Annotated in this window: 26 protein-coding genes; 12 read left to right on the top strand and 14 right to left on the bottom strand. The window is 70.7% G+C overall.

The genetic code is table 11. From position 1 onward, the window contains the following. Positions 1-7: 7 nt before the first annotated feature. Both ACFY8O_RS12960 and ACFY8O_RS12955 read left to right on the top strand, forming a co-directional pair. Positions 8-757, top strand: a complete 750-nt coding sequence (locus ACFY8O_RS12960; protein WP_145805008.1) for a hypothetical protein — start codon at positions 8-10, stop codon at positions 755-757. Between the two features lie 74 nt (positions 758-831). After that, positions 832-2,697: a glycoside hydrolase family 15 protein gene (locus ACFY8O_RS12955; protein ID WP_387901303.1), complete on the top strand. Its 1,866-nt coding sequence runs from the start codon at positions 832-834 to the stop codon at positions 2,695-2,697. Here ACFY8O_RS12955 and ACFY8O_RS12950 read toward each other — a convergent pair. The 8 genes from ACFY8O_RS12950 to ACFY8O_RS12915 form a co-directional block, all read right to left on the bottom strand. Then, on the bottom strand, positions 2,646-3,416 hold the full coding sequence (locus ACFY8O_RS12950; RefSeq protein ID WP_387901301.1) for a class I SAM-dependent methyltransferase: 771 nt from the start codon (positions 3,414-3,416) through the stop codon (positions 2,646-2,648). The two genes, ACFY8O_RS12955 and ACFY8O_RS12950, sit on opposite strands and share 52 nt — an antisense overlap. Then, positions 3,413-4,663 carry an aminotransferase class I/II-fold pyridoxal phosphate-dependent enzyme gene (locus ACFY8O_RS12945; RefSeq protein WP_387901299.1) on the bottom strand — a complete coding sequence of 417 codons (1,251 nt, stop codon included), beginning with the start codon at positions 4,661-4,663 and terminating at the stop codon, positions 3,413-3,415. The genes ACFY8O_RS12950 and ACFY8O_RS12945 overlap by 4 nt, the downstream gene beginning before the upstream one ends. Positions 4,664-4,685: 22 nt before the next feature. Next, positions 4,686-7,802, bottom strand: a complete 3,117-nt coding sequence (locus ACFY8O_RS12940; protein ID WP_387901297.1) for a putative bifunctional diguanylate cyclase/phosphodiesterase — start codon at positions 7,800-7,802, stop codon at positions 4,686-4,688. A gap of 135 nt (positions 7,803-7,937) precedes the next feature. Beyond that, positions 7,938-9,605 carry a right-handed parallel beta-helix repeat-containing protein gene (locus ACFY8O_RS12935; RefSeq protein WP_387901295.1) on the bottom strand — a complete coding sequence of 556 codons (1,668 nt, stop codon included), beginning with the start codon at positions 9,603-9,605 and terminating at the stop codon, positions 7,938-7,940. A 5-nt stretch (positions 9,606-9,610) separates the two neighbouring features. After that, the gene (locus ACFY8O_RS12930; protein ID WP_387901292.1) at positions 9,611-10,591 is read right to left on the bottom strand and encodes a UDP-glucuronic acid decarboxylase family protein; all 981 of its coding nucleotides are present in this window, start codon (positions 10,589-10,591) and stop codon (positions 9,611-9,613) included. Continuing rightward, positions 10,588-11,964, bottom strand: a complete 1,377-nt coding sequence (locus ACFY8O_RS12925) for a UDP-glucose dehydrogenase family protein (RefSeq protein ID WP_387901289.1) — start codon at positions 11,962-11,964, stop codon at positions 10,588-10,590. Before ACFY8O_RS12925 ends, ACFY8O_RS12930 begins: the two co-directional genes overlap by 4 nt. A 4-nt stretch (positions 11,965-11,968) precedes the next feature. Continuing rightward, positions 11,969-13,027 (bottom strand): UDP-glucose 4-epimerase GalE, encoded by a 1,059-nt coding sequence (gene galE / locus ACFY8O_RS12920; protein WP_387901287.1) that lies wholly within the window; start codon positions 13,025-13,027, stop codon positions 11,969-11,971. Positions 13,028-13,077: 50 nt separating this feature from the next. Then, positions 13,078-14,907, bottom strand: coding sequence for a glycosyltransferase family 2 protein (locus ACFY8O_RS12915; RefSeq protein ID WP_387901285.1), 1,830 nt, complete (start codon positions 14,905-14,907; stop codon positions 13,078-13,080). 155 nt (positions 14,908-15,062) lie between these two features. On the opposite strand from ACFY8O_RS12915, the gene ACFY8O_RS12910 reads away from it, so the two are divergent. Further along, on the top strand, positions 15,063-15,812 hold the full coding sequence (locus ACFY8O_RS12910; RefSeq protein WP_387901283.1) for a TetR/AcrR family transcriptional regulator: 750 nt from the start codon (positions 15,063-15,065) through the stop codon (positions 15,810-15,812). A gap of 37 nt (positions 15,813-15,849) precedes the next feature. Here the strand turns inward: ACFY8O_RS12910 and ACFY8O_RS12905 are convergent, their stop codons facing one another. Beyond that, the gene (locus tag ACFY8O_RS12905) at positions 15,850-16,089 is read right to left on the bottom strand and encodes a DUF6480 family protein (protein ID WP_387901280.1); all 240 of its coding nucleotides are present in this window, start codon (positions 16,087-16,089) and stop codon (positions 15,850-15,852) included. Between the two features lie 71 nt (positions 16,090-16,160). Here ACFY8O_RS12905 and ACFY8O_RS12900 point away from each other — a divergent pair, with 71 nt between their 5' ends. Continuing rightward, a complete protein-coding gene (locus ACFY8O_RS12900) occupies positions 16,161-17,399 on the top strand; it encodes an FUSC family protein (RefSeq protein ID WP_145804988.1) in 1,239 nt (412 codons plus the stop codon). A 5-nt stretch (positions 17,400-17,404) separates the two neighbouring features. Here ACFY8O_RS12900 and ACFY8O_RS12895 read toward each other — a convergent pair whose 3' ends face one another. The 5 genes from ACFY8O_RS12895 to ACFY8O_RS12875 form a co-directional block, all read right to left on the bottom strand. Beyond that, complete coding sequence (locus ACFY8O_RS12895) at positions 17,405-17,620, bottom strand: CDGSH iron-sulfur domain-containing protein (protein WP_387901277.1); 216 nt, start codon at positions 17,618-17,620, stop codon at positions 17,405-17,407. Continuing rightward, entirely contained in the window at positions 17,604-18,287 is a 684-nt protein-coding gene (locus ACFY8O_RS12890; RefSeq protein ID WP_387901275.1) for a HemK2/MTQ2 family protein methyltransferase, read from the bottom strand. Before ACFY8O_RS12890 ends, ACFY8O_RS12895 begins: the two co-directional genes overlap by 17 nt. A gap of 39 nt (positions 18,288-18,326) precedes the next feature. Continuing rightward, complete coding sequence (locus ACFY8O_RS12885; protein ID WP_387901272.1) at positions 18,327-19,289, bottom strand: iron-containing redox enzyme family protein; 963 nt, start codon at positions 19,287-19,289, stop codon at positions 18,327-18,329. 112 nt (positions 19,290-19,401) lie between these two features. After that, entirely contained in the window at positions 19,402-20,421 is a 1,020-nt protein-coding gene (locus ACFY8O_RS12880; protein ID WP_387902529.1) for a PHP domain-containing protein, read from the bottom strand. A 2-nt stretch (positions 20,422-20,423) separates the two neighbouring features. Further along, positions 20,424-20,867, bottom strand: coding sequence for a hypothetical protein (locus tag ACFY8O_RS12875; RefSeq protein ID WP_387901270.1), 444 nt, complete (start codon positions 20,865-20,867; stop codon positions 20,424-20,426). 123 nt (positions 20,868-20,990) lie between these two features. On the opposite strand from ACFY8O_RS12875, the gene ACFY8O_RS12870 reads away from it, so the two are divergent. From ACFY8O_RS12870 to ACFY8O_RS12835, 8 genes are read left to right on the top strand one after another with little or no spacing between them, the layout of a single operon-like run. Then, positions 20,991-21,311 carry a gas vesicle protein GvpO gene (locus ACFY8O_RS12870; protein WP_145804978.1) on the top strand — a complete coding sequence of 107 codons (321 nt, stop codon included), beginning with the start codon at positions 20,991-20,993 and terminating at the stop codon, positions 21,309-21,311. Between the two features lie 30 nt (positions 21,312-21,341). Then, the gene (gene gvpJ / locus ACFY8O_RS12865; protein WP_387901267.1) at positions 21,342-21,800 is read left to right on the top strand and encodes a gas vesicle protein GvpJ; all 459 of its coding nucleotides are present in this window, start codon (positions 21,342-21,344) and stop codon (positions 21,798-21,800) included. A 2-nt stretch (positions 21,801-21,802) separates the two neighbouring features. Next, positions 21,803-22,552, top strand: coding sequence for a GvpL/GvpF family gas vesicle protein (locus ACFY8O_RS12860; RefSeq protein ID WP_387902526.1), 750 nt, complete (start codon positions 21,803-21,805; stop codon positions 22,550-22,552). Position 22,553: 1 nt separating this feature from the next. Next, the gene (locus ACFY8O_RS12855; protein WP_145804974.1) at positions 22,554-22,808 is read left to right on the top strand and encodes a gas vesicle protein GvpG; all 255 of its coding nucleotides are present in this window, start codon (positions 22,554-22,556) and stop codon (positions 22,806-22,808) included. Positions 22,809-22,815: 7 nt separating this feature from the next. Further along, positions 22,816-23,811, top strand: coding sequence for a histone protein (locus ACFY8O_RS12850; RefSeq protein ID WP_387901264.1), 996 nt, complete (start codon positions 22,816-22,818; stop codon positions 23,809-23,811). Positions 23,812-23,817: 6 nt separating this feature from the next. Beyond that, complete coding sequence (locus ACFY8O_RS12845) at positions 23,818-24,930, top strand: SRPBCC family protein (RefSeq protein WP_387901262.1); 1,113 nt, start codon at positions 23,818-23,820, stop codon at positions 24,928-24,930. Beyond that, on the top strand, positions 24,927-25,259 hold the full coding sequence (locus ACFY8O_RS12840; protein ID WP_145804968.1) for a gas vesicle protein: 333 nt from the start codon (positions 24,927-24,929) through the stop codon (positions 25,257-25,259). The genes ACFY8O_RS12845 and ACFY8O_RS12840 overlap by 4 nt, the downstream gene beginning before the upstream one ends. Positions 25,260-25,281: 22 nt before the next feature. Then, the gene (locus tag ACFY8O_RS12835; protein WP_387901259.1) at positions 25,282-26,106 is read left to right on the top strand and encodes a GvpL/GvpF family gas vesicle protein; all 825 of its coding nucleotides are present in this window, start codon (positions 25,282-25,284) and stop codon (positions 26,104-26,106) included. The last annotated feature ends 2 nt before the right edge of the window (positions 26,107-26,108 follow it).

Raw genomic sequence — 26,108 nt, 5'->3', positions numbered from 1 at the left:
CGCAGCAATGGCATTTCCGCCCCCCGGACGGCAGTCGGGCGCCGCACACCACGAATACTGCAACAACGCCCTCTGCTGCCGGTGCCAGCAGCGGCAGTGGACGACGAGACTCGGCGACGAAAGGCTCTGCGGCCCCTGCGCCGCCTGCTGCCGTGACTGCGGGCGGGCTCCGGCCCCGCACCTGGACGGGCTCGACGACGGCCTCTGCGCGGAATGCCGTGGCCAGTGCGGCCGGTGCCAGCGCAGGCTGCCTCCGGAGGGTCCCTGCTCGTGCCGCAAATGGCGTGAGCGGGCCGGCGGCGACCCGGTCGCCTACATCCTCCAGGCGCTTCCGCAACCGCTGGTCCAGGCGCTCGGCCACCGTCACCCCCGAACGGTGCACGACCTGATCCACCAGGAACTCGCCCGGCGCACGCCGAACCAGCTCCTGGAACGGGTCGAGCGCCGGTGGAACGTCCGCTGGTCCCACGCCCTGCACGAGAAGGACGAGGACGGCCGTCGCCGCTGGGCGCCGCAGGAGATCGCCGAGGCGCTGGTGGGCCCCAGCCGCTGCGCGGATCCGCAGTGCGAGGACGGCTATCTGATCACCACCGACACCCCCTGCGGCCAGTGCCTGCGCCCCACCCACCGCTTCGTCACGTCCGTGGCCGACCGCACGGCCACCTCGGACCACGCGCGGGCTGCCGCCGCCCAGATCAGGCGGGCACTCGTCGAAGGCCGCTCCGTCAAGCCCGGCAAGCGGCGTCCGACGCGCTGACCCCCGTGCGAGGGCATGCGTGGGGAACTAAAATGGGTCCTGCGCGGCAATGAGCACGACGGCGTGGTCCGGTCATGAACGAGAACATCGAGGACTACGCCCTGATAGGCGACCTGGAAACCGCGGCCCTGCTCGGCCGCGACGGGTCGATCGACTGGTTGTGCCTGCCGCGCTTCGACTCGCCCGCCTGCTTCGCGGCACTGCTCGGCACGGGAGAGAACGGATTCTGGCGGGTCTCGCCCACCGGAGCGGGTGCGTGCACGCGTCGCGCGTACCGCTCGGGCACCCTGGTCCTGGACACGGTCTGGGACACCCCGTCGGGGACGGTGCGCGTCACGGACTTCATGCCCCCGCGGGCGGAGAACCCCTGCATCGTGCGGCTGGTCGAAGGGCTGTCCGGCGCCGTCTCCATGCGCAGTGAGCTGAAGCCGCGTTTCCACCAGGGCCGCATCGTCCCCTGGGTGCGCGCCAGCGAACGCTTCGTCGTCGCGACCGCGGGGCCCGACTCCACCTGGCTGGGCGCCGACGGCCCCGCGGAGTTGACGGGCGGGCCGGACTCCACGACCGCCGACTTCATCGTTCCGGCCGGGCGGCGGGTGGCGCTGCACCTGGTCTGGTCGCCGTCCCATCTGCTGGACGCGCCCGCGGCACTGCGGATCCCCGCGGCCCGGCTGCTCCAGGAGACCCAGGACTTCTGGCGGCGCTGGGTGGCCAGATGCCGGTACGAGGGACCGTGGCGCGAGGCCGTGACGCGGTCACTGATCACCCTGAAGGCGCTGATCTACGCACCGACCGGCAGCGTCGTCGCCGCACCGACCACCTCGCTCCCCGAGCAGCTCGGCGGTGAGCGCAACTGGGACTACCGGCACTGCTGGCTGCGCGACTCCACCCTCGCGCTGTCCTGTCTGCTGCGCAGCGGCTACCGGGAGGAGGCGACCGCCTGGCTGGACTGGCTGCTGCGCGCGACCGCGGGGGGCCTCTCCGGCTTGCAGAGCGTGTACGGCCTGGGCGGCGAACGTCTGCTGCCGGAGACCGAAGCCCCCTGGCTGCCCGGGTACGAGGGATCACGGCCGGTGCGGTTCGGCAACGCCGCCGTGGAGCAGTACCAGCTGGATGTCTACGGAGAGGTGCTGGACACCCTCTACCGGGCCCTCCGGGCAGGGGTCACGATGCAGCCGCGCATGTGGAGCCTGGTGAGGGTGCTGATGGGCCACCTCCTGGTCCACTGGCGGGATCCCGATCAAGGGCTCTGGGAGGTCCGGGGGCCGCGACGGCACTTCGTCCACTCCAAGGTCATGTCATGGGTGGCGGCGGACCGGGCCCTGAGGATCGGGCGGATGCTCGGGAGGAACGGCACGTCGGGGCAGTGGCGGGCGATGAAGGACACGGTGCACCGGGAGGTGTGCAGGGAAGGCTGGGACGGCGGACGGGGGTCGTTCGTCCAGGCCTACGGGGGAACCGCTCTGGACGCCTCCGCCCTGCTGATCCCCGGGCTCGGATTCCTGCCCGCCGACGACGGCAGGGTGCGGGGCACGGTCCGGGCGATGCGGGCGCTCGACCAGGACGGGTTCCTGTACCGGTACCGGCACACCGGGCCCGGGGCCGACCGCGTGGACGGCATGCAGGGATCCGAATGCCCGTTCGTCGCGTGTTCGCTCTGGTACGCCGACGCGCTGGCGGCCACCGGAGATCCGGGCGAGGCCCAGCAGGTCTTCGAACGTGTGCTGGGCGTCAGGAACGACGTGGGCCTGCTGTCGGAGCAGTGGGATCCGGCGGGGCGACGGCAACTCGGCAACACCCCCCACGCCTTCAGCCACATCTCCTTGGTGGAGACCGCGTTCGCGATGCAGCGGGTGCCGAACGGTCCCGGAGGCCCGGACGGGGACGCTCAGCCCTCCCTCCGCACAGCGGTCAGCAGCAGCATCCCCGAATCCCCGTAGTCCGGCAGGGTGGGGTCGGCGTCGATGCGGGTGACCGCCAGACGTTCCGTGAACGGCGCGAACGCGTCCGAGACGATCTCCCGGTTCACCGGGAAGCCCGGCCACTGCGATGCCGGGCCGATGCGGTACGTGGGCATGTTCTCCATGAAGGCGGCGACCAGATACCCGCCCGGCTCCACGGAGTGGACGAACAGCCGGCAGAAGTCGAGGAACTCGGCGTCGTCCTCGGTCACGCCCTCGGCCACGAAGTGCATGGACGCGAGGCCGTACGTACCGGGTTCCGAGGACCGGATGTCGCCGTGGACGACGTGGACGCCCCGCAGCGCCTCGGCCGGCGTGGCGGGCAGGGCCGGGTCGAGCCGTCTGCACAGCTCGTGGAACGCCGACCACGTCGCGTCCGGCGGTCCGGCCACCTGCCGCTCCAGGTAGCCGACACACTGCGCGCTCGTCTCCACGGCGTCGATGCGCCGGCTCACGGCGGACGCGAGCATGAGGGGATACAGATTGGGACCGGCGCCGAGTTCCACGGAGCGGGCGATGCTCCCCGGCGCCAGGCGGCGGTAGAAGGCGGAGTGGTGGGCGATGACCGCCGCGTCGGAGGGATGCAGCTCCCGGTAGTTCTCCGTGAGGTAGTCCTCGACGGGCCAGCTGTCCCAGTCGACATGGTCGTTCAGTACCGGAGACGTTCCGGACGGATGGGCGCACACGATACGGCTCATCTCCCGTCGGTGAGGGCGAAGCGTTCGGACAGGCCGGTCAGCGCGTCGTTGAGCTGGTCGATGTCCGCGTCCGAGTTCAGTGCCGTGATCTGCACACGGAAGCCCACCTGGTCGCGTGGGACCAGCGGATAGGCGGCCAGGGTCACGTAGATGCCCCGCTCCCACAGGTACGCGGCGACCGCGTCGATGTCCGCCCCACCGCCCAGCGGGACCTCCACGATCGGCAGCCGGTCCGTGTTGAGCGTCGGCAGACCGAGCTCACGGAGGTGGTCGAGCACCCGCACGGTCTTGCGGTACAGGCCGGCGCGGACGGCGTCCCCCCGGCGCTCGTTGACCTCCAGACCGGCGAGTGCCGTGGCCAGCGACGCCGTCGGCGAGGGGCCGGAGTACAGATAGGGCCCGGCGTCGACCTTCAGACGGTTCTTCAGGCGGGTGGGCAGGGCCAGGAAGGCGAGCAGCGAGGAGTACGCCTTGGAGAATCCGCCGACGAGCACGATGCCGTCGTAGGTCTCGCCCGTGTGGCGGACGACGCTGTTGCCGCGGGCTCCGTACGGGCAGGACTCGGACGGAGCGCGCTCTCCGACCACGCCGAATCCGTGGGCGTCGTCCACGTACAGCGTCGCGTTCCCGCCTCTGCAGATCGCGGCCAGGGCCGGCAGGTCGGGGATGTTGCCGCTCATGCTGTTCACCCCGTCCAGACAGACCAGGGCGGGAGGCCCCGGCGGGAGCCGGGAGAGCAGCGTCTCCAGTTCCCCTGGAAGGTCGGCCCGGAAGCGGTGCAGTGTCGCTCCCTTGCCCTTGGCCGCCAGGCATCCGTCGTAGACCGTCCGGTGTGCGGCGGCCTCGACGAAGACGTGTCCCTGACCGGCGAGCACGGGGATGACGGAGGCGTGGATGAGGGTCGCGGTCGGCAGCAGCAGCGTGTCCGGGGCGCCGAGGAGTGCCGCGAGGCGCTCCTCGATGTCGACGTACAGCCGCGGGCTGCCGAGCAGCCGGGACCAGCTGGGGTGGGTGCCCCAGCGGCGCACGGCCGGCTCGATCGCCGCGATGATCTCGGGGTCGCGGTCGAAGCCCAGGTAGTTGCACGAGGCGAAGTCGACGAGCCAGTGGTCGCCACTGCGGATGTGCCGGCCGTCGACCTCGTCGAGGACGGCGTCGCACATCGGACTCGTCCGCCGGAGTCGGTCCAGGTCCTCCCAGCGCGCAGGGTGCCGTGCATCCGTGGTCGGCGGAGCGGTGTCACGCATGGATGGTCCTTTCCCGGCCGGGTCATCGGGGAGGGGTGCCGTTCCGGCTCAGCAGATGTCCGCCCTGTTCCACGGTCATGGGACGGGCGAAGAGATACCCCTGCGCGCACCTGCACCCCAGGTCAGTCAGCAGATCGCGCTGGGCCGTGCTCTCGATGCCTTCCGCGATCACCTGCAGTCCCAGGGTGTCGGCGATGCGCAGGATGCCCTCGACGAGCCCGAGCTTCTTGCTGTCCTCCGTGATGCCGTCGATGAACGACTTGTCGATCTTCAGCACGTCGACCGGGAACTCCCGCAGATAGCGCAGCGAGGCGAACCCCGTGCCGAAGTCGTCGATGGCGATGCGGACCCCCATGTCCCTGAGCTGCCGCATGACCGAACGGGTCTGCGCCGGGTCCGTCACGAGGGCGGTCTCCGTGAGCTCCAGTTGCAGGGAGCCCGGGGCGAGACCGGAGTTCTCCATGACATCGCCGACCTTGTGCAGGAAGCCCTGGTCCCGGAACTGCAACGCGGAGACGTTCACGCTGGCATAAGGAGAGGAGGGGGAAGCGGACACCCGCTGGAGACCGGCGACATCGCTCGCGGCCTGGCTCAGCACCCAGGCTCCGAGCATGTTGATCTGCCCGGTCTCCTCCGCGATGCTGATGAACTGCTGGGGCGGGAGCAGTCCGTGCCGCAGATGGGACCAGCGGACCAGTGCCTCGAAGCCGACCACGGCCTCACCGTCGGTGATGTCGACCACGGGCTGGTAGCGCAGAGTGAACTGGTTCTCGGCTATGGCGGTGTCCATCGCCGACTGCAGCTCGTGCCGTTCCTTCATACGCGTGTGGAGCCGGGGCTGGTACCGGTGCCAGCGATGCTTGCCCGCCGCCTTGGCCGCGTACAGGGCCAGGTCGGCGCGGCCGAGCAACTCCTCGGTGTCCATGCCGCCCATGCCCGTGGCCACCCCCACGCTGACGGTCACGCTCACCGCTCCGTGCGGCAGCCTGAAGGGCCGGCTGAGCGCCTGTACGACCTGCGCCGCCAGCAGCTCCGCGTCCAGTGGGCGCCTCGCGTCCTCCATCAGCACCGCGAACTCGTCACCTCCCAGCCGAGCGGCGGTGTCGCTGCGCCGCAGTGCGGCCGACAGCCTGCCGGCCACCGCGACGAGCAACTGGTCGCCGACCGAGTGCCCCATCGAGTCGTTGACCAGCTTGAAGTCGTCGAGGTCGATGAAGAGCACGCAGGTCAGCGCCGATTCGCGCCGGCCGCGCAGCAGCGCCCGTCCGATGCGTTCCAGCAACAGGGCGCGGTTGGGCAACCCGGTGAGCGGATCGTGGAAGGCGCGCTGGGTGAGCTCGTGTTCCAGCGCGCGCTGTTCCGTGACGTTGCGGAGGGTCACGACCAGCCCGTGCACGGTCGGGTCGTGGCGCAGGTTGCTGCACCTCACCTCCACCTCCACCGGGTTGTTCCCGTGGGGGATGCGCCAGTGGTCCTTGGCGCTCCGGCCGCTGCTCTCCCGCGCTCTCGCCAGGGTGCCGGCCGCCCGGCCGGCATCGTCCGCCTCGATCAGACCCGGAAGCGCCGCGCCGTTCAGCGGCACCCGTCCGAAGACGGTGCTCGCCGACGGGCTGGCGTACCGCACCGCGTCGTCGTCGTCGATGATCAGGATCACGTCCGAGCCGTTGCGCACGAGTGTCCGGAAATAGGCCTCGCTCTTGCGCCGGATGACCTCCTCGCGGAGCGTGACCCGCTCCATCGCGAGCCCGGCCTGTGAGGCGAGGATCTCCAGGGAGCCGCGGATGTCGGCGAGTTGCCTGTCAGGCCCCGCCGCGAGCAGGACCCCCGTCTGCGGCCCGGGGGAGGGGTGGTCCGGGTGGACCAGCGGACACACCAGGGTGGTGGGGAGCGCGCCGAGGGTGGTCACGATGCGGGGGTCGAGCCCGGCCGTGGGGACCTGCCGGGTGCCGCTGGGAGCCGGCAGTCCGGGGCTCGGCATCTCGTCGCCGACCGTCGCGGCGAGCGGATCCGCCGGCTCGTCGACCGGGTCGGAGAGGATCAACTCCGCGTACAGGTCGGCGGAGTGCTGGGGTGACAGTAGGAGACTGCCGTGCGGGACCGAGGGGCCGAAGAGGGCGTCGACCGCGGATTGGCAGGACAGGGCGATCTGACGGGGCCGGTCCGCGGCCACCAGCGAGGAGGACGCGTTACGCAGGGCGTGTTCCCGGGCCAGCGCCTTGCGGTGGGCCACGACCATGCCCGCGAGCCGGAGAATGACCAGGAGGTAGAGGACGCCGGTGAAAGCGGCGATCGCGGTCGCGTCCTCGGCGTTGCCCCGCGCGGCCTCCACGAGCAGGATCGCCGGCGCGACCAGGGTCGCCACGGCCAGCAGCACCAGCCGCCTCGGCCGTGGCAGCACGTGCTGCTGCTGTGGGGACCGGGCCGTCAGCGCGACCATCGAGGGATGCAGCGCGGCCAGCCCCCAGGCCGCGTAGAACAGCACCCAGCCGATGTCCAGCAGCGTTCCCACGTGCCAGGTGCTGTAGAGCTGGAGGAAGCCGTACAGGATGTCGAATCCGAGCAACGTGGACGTACCGAGGACGAGGAGCTGCACCGACCTGTTGCTGCCGGAGGGCTGGCTCGGTGTGAGCAGCCTGAAGAGCAGCGCCAGGACGAGGACGTCGCCGAGCGGGTAGGCCATGCTGACGGCGCGCTCCTGCCAGGTCAGGCCTTCGACGCGGGTGAGGGGCTGCATCAGGCTCACCCAGACGAGCAGGGCGAGCGCTCCGGTGAAGATCAACGCGTCCAGGAGGCTGGGCAGATCGCGGTTCAGCCACCGATACCTCAACAGCCCCAGCAGGCCCGTGGCCAGCAGGGGATAGGTCAGGAGGTAGGCCACATCCGCCACCGAGGGAAAGGGGGCGGCGATGTGCAGGTACTCCTCCATCACGTTGTAGACGGTGTCGCCGACGGCGAAGGAGAGAAGGCCTGCCGCCAGGAACCACCACGGCCAGCGATGGGCGGGACGGTGCAGGTGCAGACCGGTCAGCACCGCCCCGAATCCGCTCAGCCCGATCACGGCCCACAGGGGGGTGCGCAGTTCGGTGAACCCGAGGTACAACGCGGTGACGCAGAGGACGAAGACGGTGTACACGGCCATGGGCCGATGTGCCCGAAGCACTGGCGAGCGCCTCCCTGCGTTGGCGGACACCGAGCCGGGAGAACTCCCATGGGCTCAGGCGCGGGAACCCGTCTCGATCGTAGGCACGGGCCCTGCCGGACCGCACCTTGTCGCTCACGTACCTGAACCGGGGGCCTCGGGCACGGCCGCTCCGACCGGCGGGGGGTCGGGCACCTCGGTGCCGAAGTAGTCCACGGTTCCGGGATCCGTGCCGAACAGGGCCCGCAGGTCGAGTCCGTCCCGTCCCCCGCAGTCCGGTACGACGGCCGGCACGTCGTGGGCCGAACGCACGGCCGGGAGTTCTCCCCCGGCGAAGCACGGGTCGGCCGTGAGCCCGGTCGCGCGCTGCCCCACCCGCTCCTGGCCGGTGGCCGTGCGCCAGGAGCTCAGGTCCGGATATGCGTGGCTTCCCCAGTCGACCGACCATGCCCCGTCCGTGGTGCGGTAGTTGTTGCCCTGCAGGCTGACGTCGGCCGGTGAGAGTCCGGACTCCGCCGTGACCACCGGCCCGCTCCGGTTGACCAGGGTGTTGTTGCGCAGGGAGACGCCCTGTTCGCCACGCCGCAGGCGCACCGCGGGTGCGTCGCCGTGGGCGGAGCCGGTCATCACCACGGTGTTCTGGTAGATCTTCAGATCACGGATGTCCTTGCCGTGCACCGCGATTCCGCCGTTGTGGGACAGCTTGCGTCCGTCGGACGCACTGATGTTGTAGCGGATCGTGTTGTCACGGTGCGCACCGTCGACCGTCCTCGAATAGGCGTAGTAGCCGGGGCCGTCGTTGCCGAACGTCAGGTTGTACTGCACCGTCGAGGACGACACGTTGGAGTCCAGCCCGAAGCCGGCCCCGTCGACCTCGGACCCGGTGTGGTTGCGGTAGGAGACGTTCCGCTCGATCCGCACGGCCGTCGCGTCGTAGGCCCAGATCCCCACCGGCCCGGTCGGTGCCACGGCCGACGAGCGCGCTCCGTTGTCGTGGGCGCTGGACCCGCGCACGGTGGCCTCACGCACCGAGCCCAGGATGATGCCGTCCCCCGTATGGCGGTGGGCGGCCGAGGGATCGCCGGGGTTGCGGAAGGCCTCGACACCCTCGACGTCGATGTTCCGGTGCGCGTAGGCAGGGCGCGCCGGGTCGAAGGCGGGGCCGTAGACGAGCAGTCCGGCCTCCCTGTTGTCGTGGAGCTGCGCCTGACGCACGGACACGTCCCGGAACCCCGACTTCTCGTCCTTGCCGCCGATCGCCACGCCGACGGCGAATCCCGAGACGTCGATCCCGGACAGCTTGACGGGGCCCAGCCTCCCACCGCCCGGACGGTCGTTGTAGAGATTGATGCCGCCCTCGTCGGCGCGGGCGCCGCTCCCCCCGGTGACGTCGAGATCTTTGATCTCCACACCCGCGGTGTTGTGCACGGAGACCCCCGGGCCGTCGGACGCCTCCACGGTCGCCCGCCCGTCCCCGTACGAGCTGATCAGGACGGGCGAGCGGGTGCTTCCCGCCTCGCCCTCCTTGACCGTGACGGTTCCCTGGAAGCGGTCGCCGCCCTCCAGCAGCAGGCGGTCGCCGGGCTCGAGCGCGACGCGCTCCGCCCTGGCGAGCGTCCGCCAGGCCTGGCCCTTCGACGTGCCGTCGTGCCGGTCGTCGCCCCGGGAACTCACGTAATAGGTGTGTGAGGGGGAGTAGTGGGGCGTGTCGGCGCAACTGGCCACACCCAGGGACAGTGCCAGGGCGAGCAGGACGCTCGGCGCACGTCGTGCCAGGGCGGGGGCGGCGGGGGGACGGCGCATCGGGGTCAGGCCTCCACGGGTTCCTGGACGGGGTGGTGCGGGGGACCTCCACCGGGAGCGGGTCCGGAGACGAACCAGCCGACCGTGCGCCGGAGCCCTTCGTCGAGGGGGACACGGGGTGCCCAGCCGAGTTGGGCCCGGGCCCGGGTGATGACGGGGCGTCGCCGGGTGGGGTCGTCGACGGGCAGCGGCCGGTGCTCGATCGCGGAGGACGACCCGGTGGCGGCGAGCACGTGCTCGGCGAGCTCGATCACCGTGTGCTCGCAGGGGTTGCCCAGGTTGACCGGTCCGCTGAGCGAGCTGTCGATCATGGCGACGAGCCCGCGCACGAGGTCGTCGACGTAGCAGAAGCTGCGGGTCTGGCTGCCGTCCCCGTAGACGGTCAGGGGGCGGCCCTGGAGTGCCTCGCGGATGAACGTCGACACGACGCGACCGTCGTACGGGCGCATCCGGGGGCCGTAGGTGTTGAAGATCCGTACGACGCCCACGTCCGCGCCGAGGCTGCGCCGGTAGGCCATGGCCAGGGCTTCCGCGTAGCGCTTCGCCTCGTCGTAGACGCTGCGGGGGCCGATGGGGTTGACCCGTCCCCAGTAGTCCTCGGGCTGCGGATGGATCTCGGGATCGCCGTAGACCTCGCTGGTGGAGGCGAGGACGAACCGCGCCCCGTGCCGCAGCGCCAGGCGCAGGCAGTTCTCCGTACCCCGGCTGCCCACCGTGAGCGTCTCGACCGGGAGGCGGCCGTAGTCGGCCGGCGACGCCGGGCTCGCGAGGTGGGCCACGGCGTGCACGGGGCCGGTGACGTCGAAGGGTGAGGTCACGTCGGCCCGCAGGCTGTGGAAGCCGGGCGCGTCACGGAGCGCTCTCACGTTGTCCGGTTCGCCGGTGGAGAAGTTGTCCAGGCACCAGACCGTGTCGCCCCTGCGCAGGAGGGCCTCGCACAGGTGGGAACCCACGAAACCGCCACCGCCGGTCACCACGATCCTCATGACGCACCTCCTGCCACCAGCACCGGACGGCCGCCGGACCGCGCGGAGCCCGAACCGGCACCGTCGTCCTGCGGGCGCCCCAGGCTGTGCATCGCCCACCCCGCCTGCCGCCAGACGCGCGCGTCCAGGGTGTTCCGTGCGTCCAGCAGCGACGGTTCCCGTACGACGAGGGCGAGTGCGGCCGGGTCGATCTGACGGTACTCGGGCCACGCCGTCAGGTGCAGCACCAGATCGGCGTCCTCGCAGGCCTCGGGGACGGTCCCGACGTAGGCCGGGCCGGGGCACGCGGCGCGGGCGTTGTCCAGGGCCTGCGGGTCGTGCACGCGGACCTCGGCACCCTCCTTCCGCAGGGTGGAGGCGACGGCGAGCGCGGGCGAGTCCCGGACGTCGTCGCTGCCGGGCTTGAAGGCCGCGCCGAAGACCGCGACACGGCGGTCGGCCAGGGAACCGCCCATGAGGTTTCGCGCGAGAGCGACCGTCCGACGGCGCTGGCGCGTGTTGATGCGGTCGACCTCGTGCAGGAACGCGACCGCCTCGCCGGCTCCGAGTTCCTCGGCGCGGGCGGCGAACGCCCGGATGTCCTTGGGGAAGCAGCTTCCGCCGAACCCGAGCCCCGGCTCCAGGAAGCGGTCACCGATACGGGAGTCCGCGCCCACGGCCCGGGCCAGGACGGTGGCGTCGGCGTTCGCGACGGCGCAGACCTCGGACATCGCGTTGATGAAGGAGATCTTCGTCGCGAGGAAGGAGTTCGCCGCCACCTTGACGAGCTCCGCGGTGGCCGGGTCGGTGACGAAGAACGGCACCCCGGCCCGGATCATGGGCGCGTAGATCGTGCGCAGCGTGGTTTCCGCGTCCGCCGAGCCGACCCCCACGACGAGCCTGTCCGGCCGCATGGTGTCTGCGACGGCGGACCCTTCCCGCAGGAATTCGGGGTTCCACGCGACCTCGCTGCCCGGCGAGACCGCGGCCAGTGTGCGGCCGATCCGGGCCGCCGTTCCGACCGGCACGGTGGATTTGCCCACGAGGAGACTGCCGGGCCGCAGCCGGGGCGCCAGTGATTCCACCACGGCGTCGACGTACCGCAGGTCCGCGGCCGCTCCGTCGCGGCACTGAGGGGTGCCGACGCACAGGAAGTGGGTGCGGGCGAAGGCCGCGCCCTCGTCCATGGAGGTGGTGAAGTGCAGGCGGCCGGAGGCGAGGGCGCGGGTGAGCAGGTCGTCCAGCCCGGCTTCGCACATCGGTGCGCGGCCGGCTGCCAGGGTGGCGACACGGGCGGCGTCGATGTCGATGCCGAGGACCTCGTGGCCGATGTCGGCCATGCAGGCGGCGTGCACCGTTCCCACGTATCCGGTACCGATGACGGTCATGCGCATGATGTCACTCCTCACTGCTCGTCGGTCCGCCGCCCGTGGTGGCGTAGCCGAAGGGGTTGTGCTGCTGGAAACGCCAGGAGTCCCGGCACATGTCCGCCAGGTCGCGGCGGGGCCGCCATCCCCAGGCGCGCGCCACGGCGCCGGCGTCGGCGACGAGTTCGGTGACGTCGCCGGCGCGACGGGGCACGATCCGGAACGGGATGGGGCTGCCGCACGCCGTACGGAAGGCGGAGACGACCTCGAACACGGAATGCCCCTTGCCGGTGCCGAGGTTGAACACCCGCATCCCGGACCTGTCGCCCAGCCTGTCCAGCGCGATGCGGTGGGCCTCGGCCGTGTCCAGGACGTGGAGGTAGTCGCGGATCGCCGTGCCGTCCGGTGTGGCGTAGTCGTCTCCGAAGATCCGGAGCCGTGGGAGCCTGCCGATGGCCACCTGGGCCACCGCGGGCAGCAGATTGTCGGGGGGCCCGCTCGGGTCCTCGCCGAGGAGTCCGCTCGGATGGGCGCCGACCGGGTTGAAGTAACGCAGACACAGCACCGCGAACTCCGGGCGCCGAGCGCAGACGTCGGACAGGATCTGCTCGCAGATCAGCTTGGACGCCGCGTAGGGGTTCGTCGGGCGTGCGGGGGTCGACTCGTCCAGCGGGCCGCGTCCGGCGTCGCCGTAGACCGAGCAGGACGAGGAGAAGACCAGCTGGTGCACCCCGTGTTCGTGCATCGCCCGCAGCAGGGACGTCGTTCCGGCGACGTTCGTGTCGTAGTACTCGATGGGCATCCGCGTCGACTCACCCACAGCCTTGTGCGCGGCAAAGTGCACGACGGCGTCGATGGGGTGGCGGTCGAATACGGCTGACAGCGCGCGTGGATCGCGGATGTCCAACTCGTACACGGCACCGACGAAACGGTCGGTGATCCTCTCGATCCGCTCGAACACCTCGGCCGAGCTGTTGGAGTAGTTGTCGATCACGATCAGTTTGTAGCCGTGTTCGAGGAGTTCGACGCAGGTGTGACTGCCTATGAAGCCCGCCCCGCCGGTGACGAGAACGGTCGTCGGTGGAGGCATGAGCGCGGTTCCTTCCGATGGGTGGGGGATTCCGGTCGTCCGCACCGCACTCACCGGCCCAGTACGGCGGCGGCATAGGCCGGATAGAGGACGAGGGAGGTGGCCACGGGCAGCGCCGCCAGCACACCGACCGTGAGGGACAGCCAGGCGGTGGGCAGGGCCGACCGGAAGGTGACACCGGCCGCCCTGGCGCTCTCGCTCACGTGGAGCAGCGGAACGGCGAGCGCCACGGTGGCGTACGTGGTCGCCGCGAGGACGCAGAGGAAGACGTAGCCCACCGACGGGCCGGTGAGCTCACCGAAGACGGCGACCGACGAGAGGGCCGCGGCGAGAGCGGCGAACGGAAGGGTCAGCCGGGCGAGCAGCGGCTGCGGCCCCGAGTCGCTCTTGGGGGTGACCTTGAACGTCAGGGGCCGGGGGCGCACCCGCTGGACGACCGCGCCCACCACACCCAGGATCACGAACGGCCACCGTGACAGTGCGAACAGCCAGGTCTCCCAGCTCAGCAGGGGTGCACCGCGCGGGCGCAACAGGCCACGACGGCGCATCAGCCACAGGGCCAGCAACAGCCATACGGGCAGCGCCCAGAAGTGGAGGAGGAAGTCGAAGTAGTCCACGTTCATCCAGGGCAGGCCGCTGATGACCGCGACGGGCGGAAGCACCAGTCCCGCGACGATCATGGAGCCCATGAGCGGGTAGTACGCGAGGGCGTAACCGAAGCGCAGGCGCAACAGGAGCGGCAGCCGTCCCAGGTGCCGCGGGAGCAGGTCGAGCATCATGGTGGTGAGGCTCCGCGACCACTGGTACTCCTGCGTGATCATGTCCGCGAAGGTGAGCGGCCCGTCGCCGTGGGCCTCGGCATCCACGGCGAAGGCGCCGTGCCATCCGGCCGAGTTGAGCAGGAAGGTCGTGGAGAAGTCCTCGGCGAGTTCGGGCCCCAGACCGCCGATGTCCCTCAGTGCCTGGGTGCGCACCGCGTAGTGGGAGCCGATGCACATCGGAGCGAGCCCGTCGCTGTGACCCAGCTGGATGGCGCCGTGCCAGACCGCTTCACGGTGGAGCCGCCCCCTGGCGGACCAGGAGCGCGCGTCGTTGGCGTCGCACATGCTCGGAGCCGCGACATAGCCGATGGCCGGGTCGGTGAACGGCCGGACCATCTCGGTCAGATAGCCCGCGGAGGGGACGTGGTCGCAGTCGAGCTGGGCGACGACGGCGTAGCGGCTGTAGCCCCAGTGGTCGTAGAAGTAGCTGAAGTTGCCCTCTTTGCAGCGGGTCCGGCGGGGCCAGTCCGCGCGGTGGTAGGTCTCGGCGTCACGGCGGCAGGAGACCAGGACACCGTGCCGGCCGCACCAGTCCCGGATCTCGTCGGTCGGATCCTCGTCGCACAGCCACACGTCGTACGGGTACGGGAAGTCCTGGTGGCGCATGGCCTCCAGAGTCCGGCGCACGGTCGGCCAGGGTTCGGAAGGCGCGCGGGTCACCGCGAACGCCACCGGGAGACGCGGGACGCCGAGCGCCGGGTCGACCCGGCGCAGCCGTAGCACGGTGACGAAGAAGTAGCTGGGCAGCCCGGTGAGGTAGAGCAGCAGGATGCTGTTGACGATCAGACCGGCCCAGCCCGCTCGGTGCTCCGGCCGGAGCCACCACGACCAGAACCACAGGAAGGAGAGGATCCACCCCGCGGTCACGGCCAGCAGGAAGGACCGGTCGGGCCGTGGAAGGACCGGTACGAAGGTGGAGGGACGGGGTTTCCGGTGGCGGTACGGGTGCCCGAAGACGGGCCCGCCCGTGGTGATCCGGATGACGTTGCCCCCCGAGATCCGCGCCAGATGGCGCTCGACCAGGGTCCGGTCCGCTGATTTCGTCTCGCTGTGCGTCACGATCGACGCCCCTGAGTAGGTCGGAACGTAAGCTGACGGCTTACGTTTACGACGTATATGTACACTATTGACCCGATTGTCCGGTGTGGTCAAGGGGAACCAAGAGGCGTCATGCGGGACGATCGGAGCAGGCGAGAGCGAGGTGGGCACGCGGCATGCCGGACGCAGAGGGCGACAGACCCGGGCGCAGAGCCGCCGACCGGGGCAGATACGGACGGCTGAGCAGGGAACGGGTCCTCGCCAGCGCCATGGAGATGGTGGACCGGGAAGGGCTGTCCGGCCTCAGCATGCGCAGCCTCGGCGCCGAACTGGGCGTCGAGGCGATGGCTCTCTACCGGTACGCGTCCAGCAAGGACGCCCTGCTGGACGGCCTGGTGGAGGCCTTTCACCAGGAGCTGGAGGAGGTCCTGGCAGCCGACGGTCCTGCTCGCACGGCATGGCGGGAAGAGCTGCGCCGTCACGCACGGGCCGCCTACGAGGTGGCGATGCGGCACCCCAACGTCGTGCCGCTGCTGGCGACCCGGCTCCTGTCCACACCTCTGGCCCGCCGCCCGGCAGCCGTGCTGCGCAGCGACGAGCGCGTCCTGGACCTGCTGCACCGCGCGGGCATCGCCGAACCCACGGTGGTGTCACTGCACCGGGTCTTCACCGCGTGGCTGCTCGGCTACCTGCTGGTGGAACTGCGCGCCATGGACGACGCCCCCGAGGAGAGCGATCCCGGCTTCCGGCTCGGACTGCACCGCCTTTCGGCGCAGGAGTTCGCGCGGTTGCGTGCGACAGCACCCGCGATGGCGGACCGAGGCGGGCCCGAAGGGCTGGCTTCAGGGCTGGACGCGTTGCTGGACAGGTTCGTGGTGGCCCCCGCCGACGGCGACGGGCGGGGGCCGCTGCCACCGGGGAGCTGACACCGCCGCCGGTCAGGCGCGCGAAGTGCCGCCGCGCTCAGGTGAAGCCGAAGATACGTGCGATGAAGTAGCCCGCGACAACGGCTGAGCCCAGCAGCACCACGGCCGCCCACAGGGCGGGGTGCTCCCAGATACCGCCGTCGGGACGCTCGACGTGTGCCTCGCTTATGGAGCCCTCGGCGGGGGGTGTCTCTCCCGGGGGCGTCAGTGAGATAGCCATGCCTCCACCATCTCTCCGTCCGCTCCGGTCCGCGCGGTCGGGGGCCGACGGGTGCACACGTGCGCCCGTACGGAGTCCGCCCGGCCCGTGAAGCGATGCGAAGGGGTGATTCGGGGCACCGTGAAGGAATGCCTGCAGTTTCCACGCCCGCGCCCGTCATCAAACTCGTCCAGCGCACCACCGAGCCGGCCGCGGTGCAGACCCTGCGTTCGACCGCGGCCGCCGTCATCGCCTTCGCGGTGGCGCAGCTGGTCCTGCCGGCCCCGCACCCCGCGCCGCTCACCGCCCCGCTGACCGCACTGCTCGTGGTGCAGGTGACGCTCTACGCCACGCTCACCACGGGCATCCGGCGCGTCAACGCCGTCGTCGTCGGTGTCCTGATCGCCGGCGGATTCAGCGCCCTGGTCGGCCTGAACTGGTGGAGCCTCGGGCTCACCATCTTCACCTCCCTGCTCATCGGGCGCGTCGTCCGCGTCAACGAGTTCGTCCCCGAGGTGGCGATCAGCGCGATGCTGGTCCTCGGGGTCTCGCAGGTCGCCGACACGGCCTGGGAGCGCGTGCTGGAGACGCTGATCGGCGCGGGAGTCGGCCTGCTCTTCAACCTCCTGTTCGCGCCCCCCGTCTGGGTCGAGTCGGCGGGCGCCTCCATCGGCGGCCTGGGCGAGCGGATGGGAACGATGTTCCGCGCCCTGGGCGACGAGATCGGCGGCACCCACCCCGTACGGGAGGCGGCAGCGCGCCTGCACGAAGCCCGGCGGCTGGACCACGACATCGTGGAGGTCGACGCCTCGCTGCGGCAGGCCGAGGAGAGCACGATGCTCAACCCTCGGGTGCGCCAGGGAATGCTGCACCGCGTCGTCCTGCGGACCGGCCTCGACACCCTGGAGATCTGCGCGGTGGTGCTGCGCGTCCTGACCCGTTCACTGACCGACCTGGCCAAGGCGCGCACCGGAGAGGCGCTCTTCCCCGACGACGTCGCCAGGGGCCTCAGGGAGCTGTTCCGGAACATGTCCGAGGCCATCGAGGGATTCGCGGTCATGATCACCACTCCGATGGCCGAGAGCGGCGAGGAGGCCGAGGAGCGCCTCGCCGACGCCCTCGCGCGCAGCCGGGAGACGCGCGACCGGGTGGCGGACCTGCTGCTCGCCGGGGTCCAGGAACACCCGCGGCAGTGGCAGCTGCACGGCGCCCTGCTCGCGGAGATCGACCGCATCCTGGACGAACTCGACATCGACAAGCGCACGGAGCGCCTTGCCGAAGAGCTCGACCGCCGGTCGGCGGAGGTGCACGAGCGCCACCCCCGCCTGCGCGCGATGTCACGCCGCCTGCGTGGCGCGACGCCCGCGCGACGGCGGCCCGAGGAGTGAGCCGGTCAGTCCGTGTCGCGCCCGGGCTGCGTGCGCCGCCGGTGGCTCGTGTCGCACCACGGGTACATCCGGCTGCGCCGGCACGTGCAGACGGCCACGAGGAACCGGTCGGAGGCGGCCACACTGCCGTCCGCGCAGGTGATCTCGACCGGCCCCTCGACCAGCAGCGGACCCTCTTCACCGAGGGTTATCCGGCAGGGACGTTCAGGGATGTTCGGCACGGATCACCACCAGCTCCTCCGTCGTCTCCCCCCGGTCCATCAGCCCCGTGTCCCTCAGCCACCGAAGTCTCGACCGCAGCACGGGCCCCAGGGGCACCAGCGCCCGGTCGCTCACACGGGCCCGCAGACCGGCGTCGGAGAGCCGCTGGAGCGTCACGTCGCTGTCACAGAGGCCGGAATGCACCATCAGGAGACGCCCTCCCGGGCGCAGGGCCGCCGGGGCGGCCTCGCAGACCCGGTCGAGGATCGCGCGCCCGTCCCGCCCGGCGTCCCAGGCGCGCGCCGCGCCGCGCGCCGGCAGTCGGCCCACGGGCGAGGGCACGTAGGGCGGGTTGCAGATCACCAGGTCGTAGGACCGGCCGGGCAGCGCGGAGAGGAGATCGCTGCGCTGCACGGTGATGCGCCGTCGGGACAGCAGCGCGTTCAGCCGGGCCGTCACCACGGCCCGCCACGCGATGTCCACGGCGGTCACCCGCGCTCCGCGCCGGGCGGCGTGCAGGGCGAGCGCGCCGCTGCCGGTTCCCAGATCCAGGACATCGGCGCCCGCGCCCAGGTCCTCCCGGTCCAGGGCGGTCATGAGCAGGCGGGTGTCGTACTGAGGCGCGTACACCCCCGGGAGAGTCATCAACCGGGCGGGAGGGGTTTCCTCGGCCATGTCTGCGTACATCTGCGGCTCCCTTCGAGGAACGCGGCAAAGCGGAGTCGGTCAGACCTGCCAGTGCGCCAGCAGGTGGTCCCCGAGCCTGTCCTCGAGATACGAGGTGGCGGTGATGCCGAACGCGATGTCGGCTGAGAGATCAGGTTCGTCGTCGAGCAGTCCGCCGATCACGTCCCGGCGCACCACCTGCTCGTGCACCGCGTCCGCCTCGACGTGCTCGGTGTAGAAGAACTCGGCCGCGGGGCCGGCGCCGGTGCGCTTCATGGCACCGGCGAGGCGCCGTGAGGCGGGGGAGGACGTGATCTCGACCGCCGCGAAATGGCCCACCAGCGCTCCGCGCAGCGCCCGGTGCAGACCGAACAGCGACATCAGGTTGACCAGCGCCAGCATGGGCGCGCAGCCCTCGTCCAGATAACGGCCGTACGTGGTGTCCAGACCCAGATCGGTCATGAGATCCGCGAACAGCTGCGCGTGGACGCGGTCCGCGCGGCCCGCTCCGAACTCGTCGTACTCGACCGCCGCCATGCCCGCCTTGGCCCGCCCGCTGAGGCGCGGCAGCACCCAGGCGTGCGGATCCGCCTCCTTGAGGTGGTACAGGGAGCGCTGGACCGCGTAGTCGCGCAGATGGCGCAGTTCGCCCTCGTCCCGCAGGAACCAGGAGAGACCGGTCCCGCGCACCGGCTCCACCAGGAGACCGGCCAGGATGTCGTCCAGGCTCGCCGTCTCCGTGGCATCGCGTCGCAGAGCCGTCAGGAAGCGGTCCTCCAGCGCTGCACGCACACCGAGCAGCGCCGGATCCCACTCCAGATCGGCGTCCACGCCGGCGAACCCCCGGTAGTGCAGCTCGTAACAGACGTAGAGGGCGAGCTGCAGATCGTCGCCGTACGGCTCGGCGGAACGGGCGGCGGCGGGATCGGGAAGCACGCCGTCGCCCCTCAGGAAACCGATCACGCCTGAGGAGAGCGCACCGCGTGTCTGCGGAAGGTGAGGACCTTTGCGTTGACTGGACATGTGGTTCCTCCTGCCCCGGCCTGCGCCGGAGCCACATGGACAACCGTGATCGACTCTACGCCGAACGGCCGGGACCGGCTCGTCCTCGCCCGTCGCACCGCACAGCGGTGGCCTACCGGCGCTCCCCGTGCCTCGTCCAGTCCAGAAGCCGCTCCACCGGCCAGGTGGTGACGACCCGCTCGGCCGGCACCTCGCACTCCTCCGCCCGTGCGCAGCCGTAGGGCTGCCAGTCCAGCTGGCCCGGAGCATGTGCGTCGGTGTCGATCGAGAACAGCGCCCCCGAGGCGACCGCCTGCCGCAGCAGGCCTCGCGGGGGGTCGAGGCGCTCGGGCCGGCAGTTGATCTCGACCGCCGTACCCGACTCCGCACACGCCGCGAAGACCTGTTCGGCGTCGAACGCCGATTCGGGCCGCTTCTTCCCGCCGAGGAGCCGTCCCGTGCAGTGCCCCAGGATGTCGGCGTGCGGATGGCGCACGGCCGCGACCATCCTGCGCGTCATCGCCGCCGAGTCCATGCGCAGCTTCGAGTGCACCGAGACGACCACCACGTCCAGACGCTCCAGCACCTCGTCGTCCTGGTCGAGCGAGCCGTCGTCGAGGATGTCGCACTCGATGCCGGTGAGCAGCCGGAACGGCGCCCACCGCTCGTTGAGTTCCGCCACGACGGACAACTGCCGCAACAGCCGCTCGGTCGACAGCCCGTTGGCGACGGTCAGCCTGGGGGAGTGGTCGGTGAGCACCGCCCACTCGTGCCCGAGCTCTGCCGCCGTAAGGCCCATCTCGTCGATGGGGCTGCCCCCGTCCGACCAGTCGGAGTGCAGATGGCAGTCACCGCGCAGCGCGGCGAGAAGCGCCTCACCGCCCGCGGCCAGCGGTGCCGACGCCTCCTCCTCCAGCCGTTCGAGATAGCCGGGCGTCGCACCCTCCACCGCCTCGCGGATCACCTGGGCCGTCCTCGGGCCGATCCCGCGCACCGCCTCCAGCGATCCGTGCTTCACCCGATCGGCGAGCTCCTGCCCGTCCATGGCGCCGATCGCCTCGGCCGCGGTGCGGAAGGCCTTCACCCGGTACGTCGCCGCCTGCGACCGCTCCAGCAGGAACGCGATCCGCCTCAGGGCCTGCGCCGGTTCCATGGTCACGGCCGCGCGGTGTGCTCGGGGTGCCCGTGCGTGCGCCGGGCCTCTTTCATCTCCGCCTCGAACAGGTGGCGCCGCCCTCCCACGAGTTCCTGGCGCACCTTCTTCTCCACTTCGACGAACGGCCGGTAGTAGGTGTCGTCGTACGCCTCGACGAGCTGGAAGGTCCAGCAGTCGGGGACGACGTTGCGGCCCAGGATCTCCCGCTCCACGAGGTCGGCGTGCTCCGGGTGGCCACCCATCCGGAGCAGTTCCACCGCGCGGTCGAGCGTCAGGTCGGCACCGCCCGTGAGCTGGTGGAACCCGTAGAGCTGCCCTCGGGCCCGCTCCACCTTCTCCAGCGCCTCCGTCAGCGCGCCGAGAGCTTCCACGGTCGTGTCGCCGACCCCGGACGGCCGTACGTGCGCGTCGTCCGGCCCAGGGGGTTCACGGGTCTCACTCATACCTACGACTGTGCACGCGGCCCGCACGGGACGACCGGCGGGGACGGCGAAAGGGTGACGCCCGCAGCCCGCCCCGGCCGCTGCCGAGATGCGCCCGACCCGATCCTGACCAGACTGGATCTCATGGCAGAGAATCGTCGCGCCCGGTCCGGGCACACCACGAAGACAGCGTCACCCCGCACCTCGTCCCGACGAGGTCCTGAGCACGCTGCTCGTGCTGCCTGCGAGAGCCTCGAACGGCTGATCTGCCATCCCGCGGAGGGGGTGTCGGCCGTCAGGCGGAAGGACGACGGATGGTGCGTCGTCGTCGACGTCCTCGAAGTTCCCCGCATCCCCGACACGACGAGCCTGCTGGCCTCCTACGAGGTCCAGATCGACGACCAGGGCGAACTCATGGAGTACAGCAGGGTCCGCCGCTACCGGCGTGGCTCCGCCGACGAGTGACCGCTTCGCCCCCACCCGGAAGGACGCTCCATGACCACGACCATGTACGCCGACGAAGTCGCCCCCTGCCCGCCCAGGGCCGGCACGCTCTACGACGTCCTGGAACTCATCCTGGACCGGGGAATGGTCATCGACGTGTTCGTCAGGGTGTCCCTGGTCGGCATCGAGATCCTCAAGATAGACGCGCGCATCGTGGTCGCGAGCGTGGACACCTACCTGCGCTTCGCCGAGGCCTGCAACCGTCTCGACCTGGAACGTGACTCCGGCAGCACCACCATCCCGGAGCTGCTCGGGGGACGTGCCGCCAAGTCGGTCGGCAAGCGGAAGGTGCGCAACGCGGCGGAGTCCGTCGGCGACACCGTGCGCAAGGCGGTCGGCAGCGGTGAGGACGACAACGACGACGACGACAGCGACAAGGAAGAGCGGCCCAGGAAGCGCCGGGCACCCGCACGTGACGGGTCGAACCGGCGCCGACGCGTGGAGGCGTGAGCGTGACCGGGAGCGGTGTGTACGTCTATGCGATCGTCCCGGCGGGAGCGGCGATCCCGTCCGGCACGACCGGAGTGGGCAGCCCCCCGGCCCCGCTGCGGCCGGTGCGGGACGGGAAGCTCACCGCCGTCGTGAGCGACGCGCCAGGACAACTTCGCGCCAGACGACGTGACCTGCTGGCACACCAGGACGTCCTGCTGCGCCTCTCGGACGGCGGGCCCGTGCTGCCCATGCGGTTCGGGGCGGTCGCCCCGGACGAGGAGTCGGTACGCGCGCAACTGGCCGGATCGCAGTCGGAACACCTCGCCACGCTGCGGAACTTGGACGGCGCCGTCGAGATCAACCTCAAGGCGTTTCCGGCCCAGGACGCGCTCGCCGCGGTCGTCGCCGAGGAGAAGAACGTACGGCGCCTGCGTGAAGCGGTCCGCAGGCGCCCCGACTACGAGGCGAACGTCCGCCTCGGCGAGGCCGTCGCCGCCGCGCTGTCCCGCCGTGCTGCCGAGGCGGGGAAGAAGCTGCTCCACCGGCTCACCCCCCTGGCCCGGGCGGCAGCCGCCGGACCCGAGGTTCACGGCTGCGCGCTGAACGTGTCGTTCCTCGTCGACCGGAGCGGGAGCGACGCCTTCCGCGCGGTGGTGCGCAGCTTCGCCGACGGGCACCGCGAGCATGTCGATCTCCGCGTCGCGGGGCCGCTGCCCTGCTACAGCTTCGTCCCCTCGCACGGACGCCGAGCCTCGGTCGCGGGGGTCTGACATGGGACTGCTCACCGGCCTGCTCATGCTGCCCCTCGCGCCGGTGCGAGGCGTGATCTGGGTCGCGGAGAAGGTCGACGAGGCGGCCGACCGCGAACTCCACGACCCGGGTGTGGTCCGGGCCCAGCTGCTTGCCCTGAACCAGGAGCTCGAGGACGGCCACATCAGCCTGGAGGAGTTCGAACGGGAAGAGGAGCGGCTGCTCGACCGGCTCCACGCCGCGCGAGTCCGCCCCGCACCGAACCATCGAAGGTGACTCACTCATGGAAGATCAGACAAAGGCGACGCTCGCAGCGGCTGTGGTGGGCGGATACGTGCTCGGCCGTACGAAGAAGGGCCGTCTGGCGCTCTCCGTCGCCACCTACCTGGCGGGCAGACGATTCGGCCTCGAACCGCGCCAGCTCGCCGCGGAAGGCATGCGCCGACTGGGCGAGATGCCGCAGATCGCCGAACTGCAGGACCAGTTGAAGGGCGAAGTCCTCGACTCCGGCCGAAAGGCCCTGACGGCGGCTGCCGACCGGGGCATGAACTCCCTGGCCGACGCCCTCAGTGAGCGGACGGCTCGTCTGGGGAAGCCGGACGAGCAGGAGCCGGAGGAGGACGAGGACGAGGGCGACTACGAGGACGAGGAGGAGCCGGAGGAAGAGCCCGAGGAGGAGGAAGAGGAATTCGAGGACGAGGAACCGGAGGACGAGGAAGAGGACGAGGAACCGGAGGAAGAGGAAGAGGACGAGGAACCGGAGGAAGAGGAAGAGGAACCGGAGGAAGAGGAAGAGGAACCGGAGGAAGAGCCGGAGGAAGAAGAGGAAGAAGAGCCGGAAGAGGAAGAAGAGGAAGAAGAGCCGGAGGAGCCGCGACCGAGTGCTCGCCGTAAGCCCTCCGACACTGCGGGGCGCGAGCCCGGCAAGAAGGCAGCCCCGGCGAAGAAGCAGCCGGCCGCGAAGAAGGCGCCGGCCAAGAAGACTGCGGCCAAGAAGACCCCGGCCAAGAAGAGCCCGGCCAAGAAGAGCCCGGCCAAGAAGGCCGCTCCGGCAGGGAAGAAGGCCGCGCCCGCCAAGAAGGCGGCGGCGAAGAAGGCCACCCCTGCGAAGAAGGCCGCGGCGAAGAAGTCGGCTCCGGCGAAGAAGTCGGCCGCCCGCAAGGCGCCCGCCAAGAAGTCGGCTCCGGCGAAGAAGTCGTCGTCCCGGAAGAGCGCCTCGTCCAAGAAGACGACGTCATCGAAGCGAGCCGCGTCAGGACGCGGCGAACGGCGGAGGTAGGCAGCCATGTCCAGGAGCGACAGTGACGCACCGGAGACGGGCGAGTCGGGTATCGACCGTCTCCGCGGGGAACTCACGAACTTTCTCGGTGCGAAGACGGAGAAGCTCGCACAGAAGGCCGGCGACAAGCTGACCGGGCTGACCGGCCAGCTCACCGACATCGCCGACAACGGCGGCTCGCTGCCGTCGGTCGCCTCCCGTGTCCTTCAGGGCGAATCCCCTGTGAAGGCCTTCGTCGCGGACAAGGCCGGGAGCGTGAAGGACAACATCGTGGACAAGGCCAAGGAGACGTTCGGGGGCGGAAAGGGCAAGAGCAAGTCCGGCGGCGGCAAATCCATGAACATCATCGAGGTGCTCGATGTGGGAGTGCCCCTGCGCGAGGCCTACGACCACTGGACGCGCTACGACAAGTTCGGGAGTTTCGCCAAGGGTGTGCAGAGCGTCTCCATGGACGAGGAGATGTCGAGCGACTGGAAGGTCAAGATCGGGCCTTCGTCCCGCGGCTTCAAGGCCACGGTCCAGGAGCAGGTGCCGGACGACCGCATCGTCTGGACCTCCGAAGGGTCCAAAGGCTCCACGCGCGGTTGCGTCAGCTTCCACGAACTCGCGCCGAGCCTGACCCGGATCGTCCTGGTGATCGAGTACTACCCGTCGGGATTCTTCGAGAAGACGGGAAACCTGTGGCGCGTGCAGGGCCGTCGCATGCGCCTCGACTTCAAGCTCTTCCAGCGCTTCGTGACCCTCACCGACGAGGACGCCGAGGGCTGGCGCGGCGAGATCCGCGACGGCGAAGTCGTCGTGACGCACGAGGAGGCCATGGAGCGGGAGGAATCCGAGGGCGAGGAGCCCGACGAGGAGGAAGAGGGCGAGGAGGAACCGGAGGACGAGGAGGAACCGGAGGGCGAGGAAGAGTACGAGGACGAGGAAGAGGGTGAGGACGAGGAGGAACCGGAGGACGAGGAAGAGGACGAGGACGAGGACGAACCGGAGTACGAGGACGAGGACGAACCCGAGTACGAGGAGGACGAGGAAGAGGAGGACGGCGAGCCCGAGGAAGAAGAAGAGGAAGAAGAGGAAGCCGCACCCAGGAAGCGGCGAGGACGGAAGGCATCGAGGTGACCGATCTCGACCTCGGCCGGGAGGCCTACCCCATCCCTGGGCCGCAGAACACGAACCTCGCGGACATCCTCGAACGCGTCCTCGACAAGGGCATCGTCATCGCGGGTGACATCAAGATCGATCTTCTCGACATCGAGCTTCTGACCATCCGCCTCCGCCTGTTCGTGGCCTCCGTGGACACGGCGAAGAAGGCCGGGATCGACTGGTGGGAGACGGACCCCGCGCTGAGTTCGCGCGCTGCCCGCCACGCCCTCCAGGACGAGAACCGTGACCTGCGCGAGCGCCTGGAGGCGCTCGAGGCGAAGACGGACGAGACATCGGACGACTGACCGACAAGGAGAACCGAGCCACATGACGGAGTGCGGACGCGGACTTTCGGATGCCGAGGCTCTCTACGTCTTCGCGGTGTGCAAGGAACCGGACCCGGCGGTGATCGCGGACCTTCGGGGCGTCGCCATGGGTGAACCCCTGCGGCCCCTGGGGTTCGCGGAGCTGACGGCGATCGTCCAGACCGTCAGGGCGGCGGACTTCACGGACGAGGCGTGGCAGGCCCGCATGGCCGACCGGAGTGAGCTCGAACGGTACGCGCGCGCGCACCACCACGTCGTGTCGGAAGCCGCCGCATCCTGCCCCACGGTGCCCCTGCCGCTCGCCACGCTCTACCACGGCGAGGAACGGGCCCGGCGGGCGCTGCTCGCCGAGACCGGGCGATTCCGAGCCGCCCTGGAGCGCACGGCGGGCCGCTGCGAATGGGGGGTGAAGGTCTACGCGGGCGAGCCGCCGGCGCCGGACCCGGATGCATCCCCCCGTCCTCCGGAGGGGCAGGGCGTGGCTGCCGGTGGCGCCCGTCCGGCCCCAGGGGCCGGACTCGCCTACCTGGAGCGTAAGCGCGGGGTGCAGGCGCGTCGCGAGCGGCGGCAGGAGGACGCTCTCCGGTCCGCCGAGACGGTCGACGCAGCCTTCCGGAAGGTCGCCGCCGCCGGACGCCGACTGCGTCTGCAAGCTGCCGAGTCCCCGGGCAAGGGGCGCCTCCAAGTGCTCAACGCCACCTATCTGGTGGGGGAGAGCCGGTCGGCCGAGCTCGAGGAGCTGGCCCGGACGCTGCGGGCCGAGACCGGCGCGCAGATCGAGATCTCCGGCCCCTGGGTGCCGTACTCCTTCGTCGGCGAGGTGTAGAC

It is taken from the genome of Streptomyces argenteolus (assembly GCF_042902585.1).
GTDB classification, from domain to species: domain Bacteria; phylum Actinomycetota; class Actinomycetes; order Streptomycetales; family Streptomycetaceae; genus Streptomyces; species Streptomyces argenteolus.
The sequence above is the reverse complement of the archived record's forward strand: the minus strand, read 5'-3'. Positions and strand labels throughout refer to the sequence as shown.